This window comes from Rhodococcus sp. C26F (assembly GCF_053345925.1).
Window position 1 is genome coordinate 34559 of record NZ_JBKFBA010000029.1, and the last position, 19049, is coordinate 53607.

Sequence of the window (19049 nt, forward strand, 5' to 3'; positions counted from 1 at the left end):
CCGGTTCAGTAGCGGATTTCGTCGATGAGCCAGCGGCCGTCTTCGCGAACGATCGTGACCCACACAGTGGTATCGGGCTGGACGGTCTCGGTGCCGCTGTCGGACACCGCTGTCTGTTTGATGGTGGCTACGCGGCGAATGACGGTCTCGGTGTCTTCGGGGCAGCCGGAGCATGCGATGCTGACATCGGCGATGACCTTCGTCTGCTGCTCGGCCCAGTGAGCCCACTGCACGCTTGGCCCGCGGTCGGTGCGAGCGTTGACGGTCATGCGCTGGGCAAAGGAGTCGGTCAGCCAGTCGCGTGCGCGGCCGTAGGCGTCGTTCTGTGTGCTGTCGGTGGCCGGGTACCAGGTGAACACCACGGCTAGACCCTGCCTCGCTGCGTCTTCGGCGGCCTGAGTTGCGGGCGACGGGGGCGGGGCCGCAGCTGCGGGAGTAGAAGCCACTGTCGTGGTAGGTGGAGCTGATGTCGAGGAGATAGATGGCTCCGAGTCGGCGGGTACCGATTGTGCGACTTCTTTCTGAGGCGACAGACACGAATGCGCACCCCAACCGACGGCCAGGACAGTCAGCACCCCCACGACAAGCTTTCTTGCTTTCATAAGGATCCCTTCGATTCACCTGAAAATGCTTGATGGCCAGCACGAACGACACTTCCCCTCACATCACCCGCCGGGCTTTCATCCCTGCTTGGAGGGGTGCTTCCTCAACCACGCCTCCGGTCGTCGGGGCATGGACCATCTGGCCGTCGCCGACGTAGATCCCCACGTGGCCGGGCCCGTTCGGTCCCCAGTTGCCGAAGACGAGATCACCGGGCTGTGCCTGTGCGATCGGGATCTCGACTCCGACGTCCCACTGTTGCTCAGATGTGCGAGGAAGCGTGACCGTGCCGGCGCTGGCCGCGTGAACCGCGAACGACGTCAGACCGGAGCAATCGAACCCTCCGCCAGAGGGACCTCCGATGCCACCACCGCCCCAGACGTACGGGGTGCCCAGGTATTCGCGCGCGGCCGCGACGGCCTGGCTGTTGTCGCCTGAGGCCTTCGGCGTGAACCGGCCGCGCGAGTGCGGGTTGGTGAAGGCTGCGCGGGCTGCGGTGATCTTGGCGATGTAGTTCTGTGTTTCGGCGTAGGGCGGGATACCGCGATGCAGCAATACCGCCCCGAGGCCGGCGTTGTAGGCCGCGAGCGTCAGCTCGATGGGATCACCCGGAATCTCGGAAATATCGTGGCGGAGCGCGCACATGAAGTGCGCCTGCGACATCACCGCATCGCCGATCGAGTTCGGGTCCGCTGTTCCGTCGCCGTCGTGATCTTTGCCCCAGGTGGCCCAAGTGCCGGGCATGAACTGCGCCGGTCCGATCGCGCCGGACGGTGAAACGGGGGCGTTCGGGCCGTAGCGGAAGTTGTTCTCCTGCTGGAGCTGCGCGGCCAGTAGCGGTGAGTCGATCTCGGGGCACACCCCGCCCGCGCGGCGCAGCCACGGCTCGAACTCGGCCGGTACGGTCTTGAAGGCCAGACCGCCGCCGCTGGCCATGCCGAATCCCGAGCAGTCGGCAGTGGAGCGGGCCGCGGCGACGAGCCGGACGTTGCTGTCCTGATCGTCGTGACTGTCGCTGTCGTGATGGTCCTCGACGGATAACGGTGCTCCGCCGTTCTGCCGGGCGATCTCGGGTAGCACGGTCACCGGGTCGATCGGGGTACCGCCCTGCAACCTTCCGCCCTGCCAGTACTCGAAGTGCAGGTGCGCTCCGGTGCTGCTTCCGGCGTTACCGATGTCGGCGATGTGCTCGCCCGCGGTGACCTGTTGGCCAGCAGTGACGCGAATGCCATCGGCGAACATGTGTCCGTAGACGGTGCTCACAGGCGAGCCGCCGACGTTCGAGTCGATGATCACCCAGTTCTCGAATCCGACGCCCGGTCCTTCACCAGTGGATCCTGCGGCGACCACGATGCCGTCGAGCGCGGCAAGGATCGGCGTTCCGACCGGTCCGGCCAGATCGTCGCCTTGGTGGTGAGTCCCCCAGCGGGGGCCGAACCCTGATGTGTGGGTAGTGGTTCCGGGGCGGACCGGTAGCTGCATCGGACCGGAGACACGCATGTGCAGATCCGATGTCCCCTCCGAGTTGCTGTCGCGGGTGGGGACGGTACGGCACGGATCGTGGGGAATCACCGGAGTTCCTGTCGTACAGGCAGATAGGCCGATCGTGACGGCGATTGCGCCGCTGAGCAGCAGCGCCTTGCCGGCGCCGTTGATGGTCACAGCTGCCCCGGGATCGGGGTGTCGAGGTCGGGAATCGGAATCGGGCCCGGCACCGGCACCGGTGCAGAGTCGGCGTTGCGACTCGGCAGGGGTTCCTGCTCCGGCTCATTGGGGACGGACTTCGGTTGAGGTGTAGACGCCGGGGGCGAGGTCGGCGTCGGCCGGGGTGCCGTCGACTCCGCCGAAGTCTGAGGGGCCGCGGGTGTGGTGGGTGACGGCGCAGTGTTCTCGACGTTGGACAGGTCGAGGGTCGGCAGGGGAGTGTCGATCACCCAGCGTGGCGTCCCATCGGACAGCTCCTCGACCACGACGGAAACCGTCATCTCTCCGGCCTGGGTCGGAACGAGGATCCGTGCACCCTGCGTCCCTGCTGAGCCGGCGACAAGAGTGCTCACCGTGGGTCCGGTGATGACCACCGGAGTGCGCGGCCGGGCCGCCACGGTGCCCTGTTCGGGCTCGGAGACGGTGTAGCGGCCGAGCGCGGAGGTCCACTGCGTATCCGAGAGTGTGGTGTCGACGAAGGTGTGGGCGTAGGCCATCGCGGTGGCCGGTGCACTGGCTGCGGTCTGGGCCGCCGTGGCGGCGGCCATCTGGGACTCGCTCACCTCGTCGAGCTCGAAACTGATCGCGTTCGCCGTTTCCGCAGGTGGAGTCTTGGGCGCTGCAGTGGCCGTGTCCTCCGCGGTCTGCGACTGCGGATCTTCCCCGAACAGCATGCCGACGAGCGACAACACCGCGACGACACCGACCACCGATACCGCCAGGTTCGTGCGTGAATAGAGCACCCAGCGGCGGACAGGGGCCAAGACGGGGTTGGGTCCGGACCGAGACATCAGAGGTACCTGTCCCGCGGAGTAGGACCGTCTGGGGCGGGCGCATTCCAGACTCGTGGTCGGGACGGCGTGGTCCCGGTCGAACGCTCACCGCGGAGGGTGGCATGCCGTGACTCACGAGTGCCGGTGCTGGTGGTGGCGGGTGCGGACTCGCGATGGCGAGGCGGACTGTGAACCTTCATCGGTGCTATGGCCGAGCGATCCCCGCCATCCCAACGCTGACCGACACTGGCGGTCAACAGCTCCGTGCGGGCCTGCCGCTCCCGACGTCGGTCCTCGACCTCGTCTTTGTCCAACCGTTTCCATACGGCCGCGCCCGATGCGACGGCCCGCTCGGTGTCCTTGTCACCCAACGATTTCTTACCCCGGTCCAGATCGCGGCCGGCACTGGCCGCGATATCGGCGATGCGTGCGTCCCGGTCGGCTCCACGGTCCGCTCCGCGGCGCAGGTGCTCAGTTCTGTTCGTGCGTGCTTCTGCTCGTGCCTGGGCCAGTGCTTGCTGTCGACGATTGTTGAGTCCGCGGCCTTCAGGCCGGAAACCGGTGGACGTCGTCGCGACCTCGTCGTCGTGCCCGCGGTTCTTTCGTGTCACGCGTTCGCCGGCCTTGGCTGCGATCGCCCCGCCCGGGCCGCCGAGGGCGGCCCCTGCCGCGCCGAATGCCTTCGTTTTGAGGGAGCGCTTTGCCTCCCGAGCCTTGCGGTTGACCATGCTCGAGCTGTTCTGTGTGAACGTCTGGCCTACCCGTTTGAACGGGCGCATGATGGCCCAGCACACGACGGTGAGCAGCACCATGAACCACAACCGCCAGGACCCGTCCACCTGTCCGTCGGCGTCGACGTAGAGCTGCACGAGCGCCATCAGATACAGCGCGACGATGACCGAACCGGCTACGCCCCACAGGTAGGCGGTGGCGAGCATGCGCAGGATGCGGGCGAGCCAGCCACCGGCGATCATCGCGAAGGGCACCCACAGCGGCGCGAACAGGATGGCGAATCGGATCGCGAGCAGTGCGGTGATCTTCAGGATCGAGGCGCCGATCCACAGGATCGACGGCATCGCGAGTTTGATCATGCCGATGAAACCGGTGGAGGTGCGTCCGGAGTCTTTGCCCTGGAACTGGTAGTAGGACAACTGATGGTCGGATTCCAGCGATGCGACGATCTCGCGGAACGTGTCGGCCTTCTGCTCGGCGAGTTCAGCTTGCGCGTCCGGGTTGTTCTTGACGCGCTCTTGTTCTTCGTACGAAAAGGCCAGTGAATCACGCAGCTTCGGACCGAGTTTGGCTGTGTCCGCGGGGTCGTAGTTGGTGCCGAACCACCCCGTGCGCCAATCCGGGAGAAAAATCTGGTCGATCAGTACGTTGCGTGGGTCGGTCGGTCCACCGAGGAGTGTGCCGCCGCCCGGTCCGTCCCCGAACTGGACCGAGAATATTTGGTCCTGGGTGTCGGTGATCAGTGAGCCGAACGTGTCGTCGGCGACCTGGACTGCCTTCTGTGGTGCGCCGACCATCAGTGCTCCGAGCATGAGCCCGGCTGCTGCGATTGCCGAGGTTCGGGTGACGCCCGCGGTGTCGGCCTTCAAGGATTTCCACAGCACGATCACCGCGACGACGGTCAGCGCGATCCCCAGCCATTGCCCGTAGACCCCGCGCATGCCGTCGCTGATCGAGTAGACGATCCGGTCGAACTGCTCAAGTGCTGAGTCGACCCCGGCGTCGAGTGCGTCGCGTCCGGTCTTGGTTTGGTCGTCGAGCCAAAACGCTGCGGCCGCCAGTGACTTTCCGATCGTGAGGAAGGTGTTGCCGAGGGTGGTGTCGTTGACCGCGCCGGGAGCGCGTACCAGGTCTTCGCCGCAGCCGAGATCGTAGGTGTGCCATTTCAGTCCGGCCCAGCCGTAGCTTTCATAACCCGTGCCACCCCCGCCCTCGAGCGGCGGCCGGTTGGCGCTGGACGAGTCGAAGGTCGTCTCGACGGTCTCGTTCGGGAACTCCGGGGACGGTACGTCTTTGCAGTCGAAGCCGCTGGCTGCAGCCATCCCGGTGCCGATCCCGATCAGTGTGATCGCGGCGAGCATCAGCACGACCAGAACACGGGCTACCAGGCGCGCAGGCCGCCCGGCGCAAGGGGCGGACAGTGACAAGGCCGGGAGCGTCCGGTGGGTTCGCTGCGCGCTCATGCCGGGGTGCCCATTGCGGCTCGGGTCGCGCGGGAATCGAGTGCGGCGAACACGTGGGCGAGGTGGACGAAGTGGGTCCAGTCCGAGCGGATCAGTTCGATGTCGTCGGCCATCTTCACGATGAACCGGCGGGCTTGATCGAGGTGGTCGGTGTCGGTGTCCTCGTCGAGGGTGTCTTCTCCGCCGCCACCGAGATCGGCTAACAACGCTTCGTAGCCTTCCCCGGCGGGGAGGTTGAGCAATTTGAGGGCGCCGTCGATGGCGTGGGTGTTGCCGCCGAGATCGCCGATGATGACCTCGTAGGTCAGGGCGGACTTGTCGTCGCTGCCGTCGACGCCGAGATAATCATCGGGCAGCTGTGAGCAGACCAGGGCGCGGACTTTGTATTTGCGGCTGTCGCGGGCGATGCGCAGGTTCAGGGTGCGGCCGGCACCGGTCTGTTCGAGGTATTTGTTCTCGTCGAGGAAGAGCACCTTGCGCTCGAAGCGTGGCAGTTCGTAGACGAGGCGGTTCGCCAGCCACGCTGCCATGTGCATGAGTGGGCCGGCCATGCGTTGCTGCGGGGTCCACTGGGACGGGTCGGTGCCGGTGGGTGGGAGCTGTAAGCCGGGCATCGTCAGCACCGTCAGTCGAGTGGTGTTGTCGACGCTGTCCTCCGGCTCGGCGGTGGTGCCTGCTTCGGGGAAGAGCACGCGGGCTTCGGCGAGGTCGGCCATCATCGACAACTCCTGGTGCACGCTGCGCGCGCAGGTGCGCAGATCAGGGTTCTCGTCGTCGCTGCCGAGGGCGGCGATGGCGTCGAGGACTTCGCGTAGGTTGTGGTGCCGCCCGCCGCCGACGGTGTTCGCCGCGGTCTGCAGGACCGTTTCGGTCCACTCGTGCTCGAGGCGGGCGGGGGAGAGCATCATCTTCAGCACCGACACCGCCACCGAGATCCGCTCGGCCTGCGCCGCTCGTAGGTCGGCTTCGTACTGGGAGTGAGCGGCGGCGACCGGATCGGCATCGTCGGCGTAGTCGGGATTGGCCGGGTCGTAGTCGGGGTCGTCGCGGCGTGGATCGACGATCACCCGGTACGGATTCAAGGAGCCGGGCCGGGAGGTGCGCCCGGTCAATGCTTGGACGTCGGCGATACCCCGGAACTCGGGGAGCTGCGCGAGTTTCTTGAGCGGCCCGGACGGGTCGAGCACCACCCCGTAGGCCCCGGCACGCACTGCTTGGTAGACGAGCATCCCGGCGAGGAACGTTTTGCCCGAGCCGGGCACCGCGACGATCGGGGTCAGACCGGACTTGTGCTTCTTTTCGTGCGCGGCGAACAGATCCCATACCGCCGGCCGGGGTGCGATCGAAGCGGTCTCGCCGATCACCACGCCGGTGCGGTCCCCGATACGGTCACCGACTGCGGCCATCCCGGCGGAGACGGCTTCGACACTCATGCGCCGGCAGTGCGCGATGTTCGCGAGTGGCTCACCGGGGAGGAACTCGCGCAGCAACTGGTACTGGCCGTGTTCTTGTTCGAGGCGGATGCGCGGGGCATACATCTCCTGCAGCATCGACACCTTTTCCTTCGCTTCTTCCGGGGTGGAGCCGACGACGAGGACGCGGTACCAGCCCTCGGTGCGCACCGACAGCCCCGAGTGGTCGTCTTCGATATCGGAGATCACCCGCTGCGCGAGCGCATGCTGTTCGGCGAGTTCCTTCGGCGGGACCTGATCGTGTTCGACGGTGTAGTGGTCGAACTGCGCCTCGATGCGCGCGGTGAGCCGGCGCAGACTGCGGACGGTCTGACTCTTGGTTTTCAGACGGATGCGCTCGGACCATTCGAGCGGTTCACCGGACGAGTCGCCAATCACCTGCCAGGGCAGCGTCTTCTCCGGGATCGGTAGCGGTGCCATGCGCCCGACGGTGAGGACGATGGCGTAGCCGGTGTAGTCGCGGCCGCCGACCTGACCGCGCACGGTGGTGTACCCGTCGCCGGGGGTCAGTTCGAGGTCGGTGAGGTCTTCGAGTGCGGCGACATCGGAGTGTTCCCAGTGGCCGCCGCCGGAGATCACGCCCTCGGCATCGAGCGGCAATCCGAGCGAGGCCGAGCGCAGCAGCAGATAGTCCATCTGTGCGGCGGTGGCGGGCTTGGCGCGCACCCCCTGTCCCGAGAGGATGCGTTCGATGGTGGCGAGGTGCTCGGTGAGCGCCTTCTGCTCGTTCAGGAATGCGGTGTGTGCCCAGGAGCGGACCAGTCGTGCAACGCGGCCGACCAGCGGCACCTCGACGGCGGGTAGCAGCCATTCGGAGACGGTGTCGAGCCCGACCGCGAGCGTCGAACGGGGCGGCAATTCGATGCCCCAATAACGACCTTTGAGGGTGGGGTTTCCCCACAACATCGCGTGCTGCTGACCACGCAGGTAGTCCGACCACGACAACGCACCCGGAACATCCGGGATCGGTTCGGCCCACGCGTCGTGTGCTTGCGCCCAGTGGCGCACCGGCCACGGAGTGCGCACGAGCCGGCGGTGCAGGCCGGTGACGCCGGCTTCGGCGAGGTTCGCGAGCACCAGCGCTTCGTTGCGGATGTAGCGGCGCTGCCGGGCGACCGGGCGCATGTTCCACGGCCCTGGGGGTTGGACGAACCATGCGGTCGACTGGGTGCGGGTACGGGTGATGTTGCCTTCCACACCGACCAGCTGCAGGCGCACCGCCTTGCGGGCACGATCCGCGCGTTTGGTCGCCGCCTTGGACTGGCGGGTGAACTCCGCGTCGGTGCCGGTTGTCTTGCCGCGCTTCGTGCGTCGGCGGGGGCGTTTGTCGGCCGGTGCGTCTGCGTCGACTGGAGTGGGCGGGGTGGCCGCTTGAGTGGGTGCGGTGATGCTGCTGTCGAGCGCCTGGGACCACGCCAACTCCGATGGTGGTGCAGTGGTCACTGTGGTGGGGGAGTGGGTGTGATGGGCGGCGATCGCGGCGGCCCACGACGGTGGCAACGCACCCGGCGGCACCACGGTCGGTTCGGGGTCGTCGAAGTTCGGGTCGAACAGCGCGGCGATGTCGTTGTCAGGCTGCACAGGCATCGGTGGAGTTCCCTTCATTCGACGTAGCGGCGACATGGGTGCTTCGCGAGGGGTGGAAGGCGGCGGGGATGCGGAGCACGACGGTCTGGTCCGGCTTGGGTGGGCGCGGGGCGATCAGGTCGTTCCACGCCGCCGTGGCTACGGATCGCAGTGGGCGGTCCGCGTTGACGTACTTCGTCACCCGCGCGGTGATCACCACACCAATCCCGAGAATCAGCACCAGGGACTGGAAACCGAGCGGCACGTGCACGATCGCACGGGCGACGACGAACACCGCGACGGTGATGACCGTGCCGAGCCCGACCGCCCCGTAGCGGAGCCGGAACGGCAGCGTGAACCCGGTCGGGCCGAGGTAGTGGCGGTCCACGCGGTGCAGCATGTCGTCGTTGTCGATCACGGACGATCTCCCTTTCCTTGGCCGTGTGGTGCTCACGCGGTGGTGGTCAGACCTGGATGCCGATCAGGCCGAGGAGCCAGTTGCCGATCCCGGTCGCCGCGGTGGTGTTCGTAGCAATGCCCAGATACGCCATGCCGACCAGCGACAGGCCGCCGACGGTGACGACCTTCGACAAGTTGCCGCGCAGACCACCCATCAACACCACGCACGCGATGAGCACGAGGATCGTGAAGACGATGTTGTCTTCGATCCAGGCGCGCACCCCGGTCGTAGTGACCTCGGTGGTCTGGGCCAGCACGTCACCGCGCGGGACGGTCGTGATCGCCAATTCGGCAAAGCTTGACGCGAGAGACATGAGCACTCCAGTGACGGGTTCGGTCGTACGCCCGAAAGGCGACGGCCGAGAACGTAAAACGAGGAGCCGATCTCGGCCAAGCAGGTGACCGCACACCCGACACAGATCGCCGCGGTCGGCGGACAGATCGAGCGCGAGAAACCCGCCTCGACAAGGGAGGCTGCAGGACAATGCCGGCACACTCGGTTGAGGTTGCGCGGCAGCGAGGTTCACGCACTGGACGTCGGCTCTCACATAGTGATGTGTTCGTCGGCGCGCGTCGCGCCTATACGACGGTGAGCGGAAGAGCGCTCACAGTGGTGCCGGGTACGCATGGATCGACGCCGGGCACACGCCGTGTGAAAAGCAGTTTCACCGGGCGGTGATCGGACCGCGGAAGACAGCCCCCTGCACGAGCGTTGCGCGAGCGCGCTCCAACAGCGTTCGAATGAGCGCGGGAAAACAGCGTTGGATTCGAGCGATAGATCCGAGTGCCCGACAATGCGCTCGCGACGCCTACCCCTTACGGGGTCACTCCCCCCGGCGTTCCTTGGGGGGAGTGTAATCCAGAATTCCGCTCGACGCCAACGGTATTCGCAGACGCCCACGTCGAACGCTATGCAGAGCGCTGGATGCGCCGGTGATGAACATCCTCGACAACCGCACGGCTCAGCGGCTCTGGGAGCGCTCGACACAGCGCATGAGAGCAGGAATGCACACGCTCGGTCGAGCGCCCATCACACCGGTACACGACCGCGGCATGTGACGCAGGAATGAGCGCTCACCGCAGTGCTGTACGAGCTGCCTGCTCACCACTGTTCACGGTGCTGAACCCGGCTCGTTCTCCACGCGCCTCGAAGATGCTGGACCGCAGCCTGACCGATCAGTGCCTTCGCGCACCGGACCATGAACCGTTTACCCGATGTGGAACAGGGGCCACCTGCTTGGCGAAAACCTGAGCCCTCTGCCACGGTGCTCGCACACACCGCACCGGACGACATCCGGATCAGCGCCACGACGAGCGAAAGGCACAGGCAGTGATCGGAACTCCCGACCCTCTCAAGGACTGGCTTGTCGCTGCCTGGCGCGACACGTTCGGCGACACCACGACCGCTCGCGGCGGCCGCGTCGGTGACGACAAAGGCACGTCGTGTGTGCCGCGCTTCGTGCCCGTCTCGCCGTTCACGGCGATACCGGCCGCAGCCGCCTTCACCAGCTCCCATCTCATTACCTCCGTAGCCGGCAACCAGGCCGCGATCGACATGCTGACCCAGCTGCACGACTACCGATGGCCACTGACAGTGGTGACCGCACCACTGATCGGCCTCGACATCTCGCGCCACCGCGCTCGCCGATGGTCACAGATGCTCGAAGCGATGGTCCAGCAGAGCACCGGACACACACCCACGAAGATCTCCGTTCCGCTGCCCATGAGCGGACATATGATGCGCCGCGCGACGATCACGCTGCCGCGAGGTGCGGTGATCCGGCCCAAGCAGTTCGAGCAGTTCTCCCATGCGGTCGACTCCGCCTTCGGTGACGAGTGGTGGGCGATGACGGTGCGGCACGACGCGCACCGCGACCGCCTGGTCCTCACGCGCAGTGCGATCGCGCCGGATACCCGCAGCGAACGGCAGAAGGTGCTGCAGGATGCGCTCGATGCGGCCACGATTTTCAAGAGCCCGAAGGTCAGCGTCGACACCATCGATGAGGACGGGATCGAGACCGGTTACCGGATCGCCTTCGCCAAGTCGATGAACGCCGGCGCCCCCGCGTTTCAGGCCAAGGTCGACGAAGCCCTCGCCTCGCTGGCCGGCCCGCACGAATCCGGTCGGCATTGGACGTGTGATTGGTACCCGAACAAGGGCTATCTGGTGATGCGGTTGGTCACCGCCATGCCCGACCGTGTCGACCATCCCCTGGAACTGGTCGATGAGAACCTGCGGCACCTGCCGTATGCGACCGGGGCGGCGGATCGGATCATGTTCTGGGATGTGTCCACCAGCTCCAACAAACCGCACTGCCTGATCGTCGGCCCCACCGGGGGCGGTAAGACCTCGGTGATCCGCACCCTGCTCACCGAGGCGGCGCGGCGCGGGATCCCGTTCGTCGGGGTCGATCCGAAGATGATCGAACTCGACGGCCTCGAGGGCTATCCGGGGTGCGGGGCGATCATCTACGACGCGCTGCGCGCGGCGATGTTCGTGCGCGCCCTGCACACCGAGATGATGGCGCGCAACGCCTACATCCATCAGATGAAGATCGAAGGCTCACAGCTGCCGCTGATGATCGCGGTGCTCGACGAGTTCTTCATCCTCTCCGGCAAATGGCAGCGCCTGGCCAAGACCGGCGACGACGAAACCAAGACGCAGCTCAAAGAACTCGATCCGCTCGGAGCCTGGGCGGATCTGGCGGTGCTCGCGCGCTCGGCCGGCATCCGATTGTTGCTCGGCGTGCAGCGCCCGGATGCGTCCCTGTTCGGCGGCGCCTCGGGCAATGCGCGCGACAACTTCGGCACCCGCATTTCGCTCGGCAACCTCTCGCAGGACGGCGCGCTGATGATGTGGGGCGACTCCACCGTCGGCAGGGAAGTCGATACCTCGGTCAAGGGCCGCGGGATCGCCCTCGGTGACGACGGATCGCCGGTCGATGCGCAGATGTGGTGGACCCCGAACGTCGATAGGCATCCGAACAAGTGGAACCAACTGTCGCAGAGCGAGAAGGCAATCATCGACGGCCTGATACCGGCGGAGGCGCCGCAGTTCACCTGCTACTCGCCGGAGTTGGCCGACTTCATCGAATCCGAACGGGCGCTGGCGCGGCGTGCGCGCAGCCACGGCAGCGTCCCCGAACCGATCGTGATCGGCGGCGCAGAGGCGGTGGAGAGCGGTGCGGTGTCGATGACCAAGACCGGCGCTGGTGTCGCACCGGAACCCGAGCCGGAGGAGGACGATTTCGCCGATGTCATCCCGGCGTCGAGCGTGACCGCTGGGCAGACCGTGCTTATCGACAACGAGGACGGTGAGCTGGTGCCGGTCACCGCCTCGGCGGTCGACGTGCGCCGCGGCTCCAAGGGTGAGGTTGTCGAGACCGTCCTGACCGTCGGCGCCGGCCGGGTGAAAACCCGCATCACTTTCGATGCGACCGGTGTCGTCGTCCTGCCCGAACCCGACCTCGTCGAACAACCCGCGTGATGAGCCAGCGTCACGGTGCGCGAGCGCTGGATTGCCACTGCACAGTCGCGTCCGAAGTACCCCCGGCCTACCGTCCGTCACCCCTTGAATCGCCCCAGCAACCACTCCCTGGAAGGACTGCCCGATGACCCGTCGCATTTCCCAGTCGATCACCCCCACTGCCGAGGACGTTGCCGCGCTGCGGGGACCGTTCGTGTCCAAGGGCGCCAACGATCCGGTGATCAAAGCGCTGCGCGACTACTTCAAGGCGACTTCGCCAGTGTGGCTGGCCAAACTCGACGAACGACAGGAACTCACGCGCGAACGCCTCGCCGAGATCCGCGACGCCGCCACCAAGCGCCGTGTGGTGATCGAAGCGCTGCCCGACGGCAAGGCCCGCGACAAGGCCCTCGACGAGCTGGCGCAGACCGAGGCTGTTGTCGACGAGATGGACACCGCACTGGCCGGCGCCGGTGCCTTCGGCGGGACCAACTAACGATGGCGCCGACCGTCGAGATCGAAGCGACCTCCGCGACCACAGCACGCGCGACGCTCACCGGTGCCGATGTACCGCCGATGGACCTGGCCGCGAGCGAGGACAAGGCTCTGGCTGCTGTGGTGCACGAGTTCGTGTGCACGCTGGCGGTCAAGCAGCAGTCCGCCGTCGAGGTGATCTACCGGACGGGCAAGGACACGCGGTTTCTCACGGTCGGTCTCGACGGCACGCTCACCGAGAGCGCTCCGAGCGTGCCCATCCCGGTCGTTACGACCGAACCCGAACCGGCAGCGGCGGAACCGGTTTCCACGATACCGACGGGACCGGTGACCGTGGCGGCCGACCCGATGACCTTCGAGACGCCTGCACAGAATGTTCCCAAGGCCTCCCAGAGGCCCGCAGAGCCCGCTCCGGCACCCATCCCGGGACCGAAGTCCACACGGGGTACGCGCTCGGTCACAGAGCCGCTCAGCGCGTCGTTCGGTGCGTTGTCTGCGCTGTCCTCACCCTGTGTGGATCCCGCGGTCGGTGCACCTGCCCGCAGCGGTGTTCGCGGACGCGTCAATGCGATGTTCGGGCTGCGGCTCGCACCGAAGGCAGATTCGCGTGAGAGGAGGTTGCGCGGCGCGCAGACATCGATTGGTCGCCTCCTGCCGGAGGGCGCGCTCGTGACCGTCGCGAACGTCAAAGGCGGCGTCGGCAAGACCCCGATGGCCATCGGTCTGGCCGAAACCATCGCCGAACACCGCGGGCCCGCCACCATCGCGTGCCTGGATCTCGGGGAGATCGGCGGCAGCTTCACTGACCGGATCGCGGTCCCACCGGCCACGGGACAGGACGCGGCAACCTTGCTCGCCGAGCTGAGCGACACGGCGCATCAGGTGCGCCCGTCCACGCTCACCCGCTACCTGACCCGCCAGCCGTGCGGCTCATACATGGCTGCCGGACCGACCGGCACTGCAACGCCGTTGACCTATGACGACGCCGCCACACTGGCGTCGATACTCGGACGCCACTACGACCTGCTGGTTGCCGACACCGGCAACTCCAGTCACGCCGGTAGCTGGCGGTGGGCGATCGTGTCCGCGCACGCGGTGATCGTTCCGGTGCCGCTGCGCCGCGACAGTGCGGTGGCGGCGCAACGCACCTTGACGGCGATGTCCGCGGTGCACCCGGATGTGCTCGCGCGCACCGTCGTGGTCATCACCGATGGCCCCGGTGATGTGCCGATGGTCGAAACGGACGCCGTCGATGCGTTCGCTGCGCTCGGGGTGCCGGTGTGCCGGATGCCGTTCGAGCCGCTGTTCGCCTCCGGTGAGCGCATCACCCTCAGGGGGTTGCGGCGCGACACCTGCGATGCGTTGACCGTCCTTGCTGCCACCGTCATCGACCTGATCGCCGAAGCCATGGACTGATGCGCTGGCCCGGACCCACGTTCGGACCGGACGCAAGCTGCTCCACCCCGACTCTTCCCTGTTCCCACCAGGCCCGGCCTCCTGTGAGGCCGACACACGAAAGGCAATCCCCAATGAACAACGACACTCCCATCGGTAACCGGGCGGCCCGCCGCGCTCACCGCCGCCGCGCAGTCCAGCGTCAGGCCACGGCCGCGTTCGTCGCGTCCGCCGCGGTCGCTGCAGGCCTGGTGCTGACCCCTACGGTCGGGGCGGCTCCCTCGCAGGGCGGAACCACTGGCGGCGCAACCCAAGGTGGCACCACCTCTGCGCCCGCCCCGGCTCCGGAACCCGACGTCGTGTCTGTGCCGGAGGCGCCGTCCGAGCCGATCTACTGGTCCGCCCCACCGGCAGTAGCGCCGCAGTATGCGCCGTTGCCGAACTACGACTACGACACCGGCCGCTACGACCGTCAGGCCGGCTACACTCCGCCGCTGGACCTGTCGACGCTTCACGCGCCGATCGAGGTCGAGCAGGCCCCGATCTACATCGCCCCGCCCGAGAAAATCATGGTCGGCGACTACCACGTCACCCAGCCGAACTGGGTCACCGACGCCGACCGCGAGCGCACCAACAACACCGCCGGCCTGACCCGCTCCCAGGTGGCCACGTTCTGGAAGTCCGTCGGTGTCGACGCCGACCGCGCGGACCGTGTCGCGGCCGCCCAGATCGGCGGTGTCGCCGCCGGTGCGACCGCGGGTGCGGTGGCCGGTGCGGTGCCGGGGGCGTTGATCGGCGGGACCATCAGCGGCATCGGCGGTGCCGCCCTCGCAGGGGTGGTGCCGCTGCCGATCCCGGTGCTGCCCGAAGTCACCACCGGCGTCGCGGGCACCGCAGCGGGTGCGGCGATCGGCGGCGCCATCGGTGCAGTGCCCGGTGCCGTCGTCGGCGGCGCGGTCGGGTTGGCCGCCGGCACCGCCTTCGGTGCCGGGGACGATGAAGGCCAGCCGATCGAGATCGAGTTGCCCGACGTGGACCAGGACGTGATCGCCGAGCAGGCCGCGACGACGGTCGAGCAGTGGCAGTCCTCCGGACCGGTCGGTGCCGCTGCCGCGGAGATGGTGCAGGACGCGGTGCAGAGCGCCCCGCAGATCGATGCGCAGGCCCGCGAGTGGGTGACGACCCAGCCCGGCGGCGACAGTGTGATCGCCGCTGTCGACAGCACGCTCGAGACGTTCTTCGGTGGCTCGGCCGGGACCGCCGCCGAGATGATCTCGACCGCCATCGGCCAGGGCGCCGGCGCCCCGACCTCCGCCTGACGGCACGGAAAGGATGTGGGTGCACCCATGAAACTCGGCAAGAACACCTCCCGACATCCGGCCGTCGTCGACCTTCTCGGCGGTGCACCCACCGTGTCGCCGGGTGNGGTGCAACCCCTGATGCGGTTGCACCCGGCGATGCGAGGAACGGTGCATTGGTTGCACCTGCAGTGACTCCACGAGACCGATCCGGGCGTCGCACACCGCAACGCACGCGCATCGTTGCTACGGTCGCGGCCGCGGTTGTAGCAGCCGTGACCTGGGGTGTTGCCGGTGATGACTCCCAGAATGCTGTTGATGCAACGCAGGTGCATGGCACCGGCGCACCGATACTCGAACTCTCCGATGCACCTGCGGCGCCGGTGTCCGATCTCGACGACGAGTGCCGCGCCGACCGGGGTGATCAGAGAAGCGGCGCCGGGGTGATCGCCGCATGGAACTACGCCTACTACGTGCGGCGCGACGCAATCGCCGCCCGCGCCCTGGCCACCCCGAACAGCTCCGTCGTCCCGGCCGAACAGTTGCAGCCGTTCATCGACGCCATCCCGGTCGGAACCAACTACTGCATACGCACCAAAGCCCTCTCGCAGGATGTGTATCTCGTCGATCTGTCCGAACTGCGCCCCGACGGCGTGCACCGCATCACCCAGACCGTCACCACCGCGCAGATCGACGGCAAATGGTTCGTCGACGTCTTCAACTGACCACCGGATCCGCCCAGCCGTCGTGCCCGGCGTGGTTCGTGCGGTGTGCATCTCGCGGAGGTCGTGTCCACACCCCGGCGAGAGGGAGCGGGTGCGATGACCGCGTCAGTAGTCGAATCAGCACCCCTCTAGAAATTTTCGTAGAAAGAGGCTTTCGTCGTGTCCGATGACTCCACTCAGTCCGCACCGCCGTTGCGCCACGATGCGCAGCCGGTGCGTTCGAAGATGCTCGGTGTCGCCGCAGTGGCAACCATGGCCCTGTTCCTCGCCGGCCTGGCGTTCACGCTGTCGTTCGATGCGTTGCGGGCACTGGCCATCGAAATCAATGTGCATCCGAGCCGTGCGTGGATGGCGCCGGTTGCCATCGATGTTGCACAGGCCGCTGCAACCGCCGGCTACGTCATCTTCCGCGTTGCCAACTGGCACGCCTGGGCGCGGCGCTACTGCATGAGCTTGGCGGTCGTCACCGTCGCGTTGAGTGTGGTGGGCAATTCGTACCACTCGTATCAACTCGCTGCCCGCAACCTCGCGCGCGTTGCAGCGGGAGAGATGCTCGACTTCATCCCGCAACCCCCAGCCATTGCCGCGGTCATTGCGGCGATCTTCCCGCTGTTGTGGCTGGCCCTGTTTCACCTGTTCACCATGATGTTGCAGGTTGTCATCGACGAACGCACCCAACGCCGTGATGCTGCAACGGTGGGTCATGTCGTGCAACGCGAAAGCAACGCCGCTGCACCGACCCGCACTGCGACCGAGAAGACAACGGAGCACGATTTCACGCTCGTCACCGTGGCAACGCGAGAGAACGCAACCGATGCGGGCCATGCCCACGAGGTGCACCACCGAGCAGATGGTGCATCACCCGGCACCTCACGCGAGTCCGGCGTTGCGGGTGTTGCCCTCGCCGAGACGACGGTGGACGCCGACGTTGTAGTCAACGACCGCGGCGCCGATACAACGCGCAACGGTTACCCGCACACCGCGGCCGGGTTGCAGCAGTTCCTCGCCGACAGCAGTTTCACCGACTCGGTCAAACGCGTGGCGGCGATGCTCATCGACGAGCCGCACCTGCGGCAAACCCAGGTTGCGCGGCGGTTGCACGTCGACAAGTCCACCGTCAGTCGCCGGTGGCGCTCGTTCGTTGCAGCCGCCGCAACCGAAGGATTCACGGTGCCACCCCTACCGGCTGCCGATGCCGCCGAGACGGTCCGTGAGTTGCAATCGGCATGATTTCCCCGGTGGGCGTTGCCCGACGTCGTCTACCAACAGTTGATCAATGGCGCGGCTCGGAGAAGCGAGGCAGGCCCGGGAGGGCAATCGGGGACGCTCGAACCCTGCATAGCTGGCTGATATCCCGCACCAACACTTCGGATCAGTCACTTCCCGGACCCGCCACCTTGCAATTGCACTCTCGGCCCGTCCCCTTGACGCAGAAAGACGCCCTTGTCTCGACACCCCTCGACGGTGGGGTCGCATCCACGAAGAGGGATGCTCTTGTCCTGTCACACCGTGTGAGCCAGAGGAGCAGGCTTTCGGGGCCGTGCTCTAAGAGGCCATGGTCATTCGTTGAGCTCAAACCGAAGCAAGGACCTCGTCGAACAGCGCGGGGTAACGCTCGAGCGCTGAGCGTCGGCGGGTCGGGACATGTTCGCTCGGCACCCGGTCCGCGGGAGCGTGGTAGTTGCGCAGGATCAGTTTGGCGACGGTGTCGCGGTGGACCTCATCCGGTCCGTCGTACAAGCGTGCGGCGCGAGCCGCGCGATACATGAACTCCAGCGGCAGGTCGGAGCTGTAGCCGAGGGAGCCGTGCGTCTGCACGGACCGGTCGATGACGTCGTGCAGGATCTTCGCGCCGTAGTACTTGATCATGGCGATCTCCTTGCGAGCCGCCTTGGTGCCCTGGGTGTCGATCACCCAGGCCGCCTGCAGCGTCATCAGCCGCAGCGCCTGCATCTCCGCGGCCGAATCGGCGATCCAGTTGCGGACGGTCTGCTTCTCGCCGAGGACGCTGCCGTGGGCGAACCGGTAGGTGGCGCGCTCGCACATCATGTCGAAGGCGCGGTTGGCCTGGCCGATCCAGCGCATGCAGTGGTGGATACGACCCGGACCGAGGCGCTTCTGCGAGATCAGGAAACCGTCACCGGGACTGCCGAGCAGGGCGTCATCCCTGACCTGCACGTCGCGGAAGACGACCTCGCAGTGCGACCCGTAGGTGTTCTCCCGCGGCGACGGATTCTCCATCGAGGCGATGTCGCGCAGCACCTCGAGGCCGGGGGCGTCGATGGGGACGATGAACTGCGAGGCGCGGCGGTGCCGTTCGGCGTCGGGATCGGTGACGGCGACGACGATAACGAAGTCGGCGGTGGAGGCGTTGGAGATAAACCACTTGGCACCGTTGATGACCCAGCCGTCACCGTCGCGGACCGCGGTGGTGGTCAGGTTCGTCGGATCGGCACCGGCGTTGTCCGGTTCGGTCAGGGCGAAGGCCGAGTACATCTCACCGGCGAGCAGTGGGTCGAGCCAGCGGCGCTTCTGCTCGTCGGTGCCGACCGCGGCGAGGATCTCGGCGTTTCCGGAATCCGGTGCCTGGCAACCGAACACGATCGGCCCGTAGGGGCTGGAGCCGAGGATCTCGTGCATGAGGCCGAGTTTGACCTGACCGTAGCCCTGGCCGCCGAGTTCGGGGTCGAGGTGCGCGGCCCACAGCTGCTGCTTCTTGACCTCCTGCTGCAGCGGCGCGATCGCCTTGCGCAGCTGCGGCCAGGTCAGCTCGAGGGTCTCGAGCGGACGGATCTCGTCACGGACGAAGCTTGTCATCCAGTCCAGTTTCTGCTGGAACTCGGGTTCGGTGGAGAATTCCCAAGCCATGTCGTCGTACCTCCGGGGTGTGTGGGGAGCGGG

At 66.9% G+C, this 19049-nt stretch carries 14 protein-coding genes; 6 read left to right on the forward strand and 8 right to left on the reverse strand.

The genetic code is table 11. From position 1 onward, the window contains the following. Positions 1-5: 5 nt before the first annotated feature. From ACLBYD_RS22665 to ACLBYD_RS22695, 7 genes are all read right to left on the reverse strand, one after another. Entirely contained in the window at positions 6-362 is a 357-nt protein-coding gene (locus tag ACLBYD_RS22665) for a hypothetical protein (RefSeq protein ID WP_447818230.1), read from the reverse strand. A gap of 298 nt (positions 363-660) precedes the next feature. Next, on the reverse strand, positions 661-2262 hold the full coding sequence (locus tag ACLBYD_RS22670) for an NlpC/P60 family protein (protein WP_447818231.1): 1602 nt from the start codon (positions 2260-2262) through the stop codon (positions 661-663). After that, entirely contained in the window at positions 2259-3095 is an 837-nt protein-coding gene (locus ACLBYD_RS22675; RefSeq protein WP_447818232.1) for a hypothetical protein, read from the reverse strand. The genes ACLBYD_RS22670 and ACLBYD_RS22675 overlap by 4 nt, the downstream gene beginning before the upstream one ends. Beyond that, entirely contained in the window at positions 3095-5170 is a 2076-nt protein-coding gene (locus tag ACLBYD_RS22680; protein ID WP_447818233.1) for a hypothetical protein, read from the reverse strand. The genes ACLBYD_RS22675 and ACLBYD_RS22680 overlap by 1 nt, the downstream gene beginning before the upstream one ends. Before the next feature lie 98 nt (positions 5171-5268). Beyond that, entirely contained in the window at positions 5269-8331 is a 3063-nt protein-coding gene (locus tag ACLBYD_RS22685) for an ATP-binding protein (protein WP_447818234.1), read from the reverse strand. Then, positions 8315-8728 (reverse strand): hypothetical protein, encoded by a 414-nt coding sequence (locus tag ACLBYD_RS22690; RefSeq protein ID WP_447818235.1) that lies wholly within the window; start codon positions 8726-8728, stop codon positions 8315-8317. The genes ACLBYD_RS22685 and ACLBYD_RS22690 overlap by 17 nt, the downstream gene beginning before the upstream one ends. 46 nt (positions 8729-8774) lie before the next feature. Further along, complete coding sequence (locus ACLBYD_RS22695) at positions 8775-9083, reverse strand: hypothetical protein (protein ID WP_447818236.1); 309 nt, start codon at positions 9081-9083, stop codon at positions 8775-8777. A 1016-nt stretch (positions 9084-10099) separates the two neighbouring features. Between ACLBYD_RS22695 and ACLBYD_RS22700 the strand changes: the two genes are divergently transcribed. From ACLBYD_RS22700 to ACLBYD_RS22725, 6 genes are all read left to right on the forward strand, one after another. Next, positions 10100-12256 (forward strand): type IV secretory system conjugative DNA transfer family protein, encoded by a 2157-nt coding sequence (locus ACLBYD_RS22700; protein WP_447818237.1) that lies wholly within the window; start codon positions 10100-10102, stop codon positions 12254-12256. Positions 12257-12380: 124 nt separating this feature from the next. Continuing rightward, positions 12381-12731, forward strand: a complete 351-nt coding sequence (locus tag ACLBYD_RS22705; RefSeq protein ID WP_120284471.1) for a hypothetical protein — start codon at positions 12381-12383, stop codon at positions 12729-12731. A gap of 2 nt (positions 12732-12733) precedes the next feature. Beyond that, positions 12734-14146, forward strand: coding sequence for a ParA family protein (locus ACLBYD_RS22710; RefSeq protein ID WP_447818238.1), 1413 nt, complete (start codon positions 12734-12736; stop codon positions 14144-14146). Between the two features lie 113 nt (positions 14147-14259). Beyond that, positions 14260-15444, forward strand: coding sequence for an insoluble domain protein (locus tag ACLBYD_RS22715; RefSeq protein ID WP_447818239.1), 1185 nt, complete (start codon positions 14260-14262; stop codon positions 15442-15444). 308 nt (positions 15445-15752) lie between these two features. Continuing rightward, the gene (locus tag ACLBYD_RS22720; protein WP_447818240.1) at positions 15753-16148 is read left to right on the forward strand and encodes a hypothetical protein; all 396 of its coding nucleotides are present in this window, start codon (positions 15753-15755) and stop codon (positions 16146-16148) included. Positions 16149-16400: 252 nt separating this feature from the next. Further along, positions 16401-17378, forward strand: coding sequence for a DUF2637 domain-containing protein (locus tag ACLBYD_RS22725; RefSeq protein WP_447818241.1), 978 nt, complete (start codon positions 16401-16403; stop codon positions 17376-17378). 342 nt (positions 17379-17720) lie between these two features. Here ACLBYD_RS22725 and ACLBYD_RS22730 read toward each other — a convergent pair whose 3' ends face one another. Next, a complete protein-coding gene (locus ACLBYD_RS22730; RefSeq protein WP_447818242.1) occupies positions 17721-19016 on the reverse strand; it encodes an acyl-CoA dehydrogenase family protein in 1296 nt (431 codons plus the stop codon). Between the last annotated feature and the right edge of the window lie 33 nt (positions 19017-19049).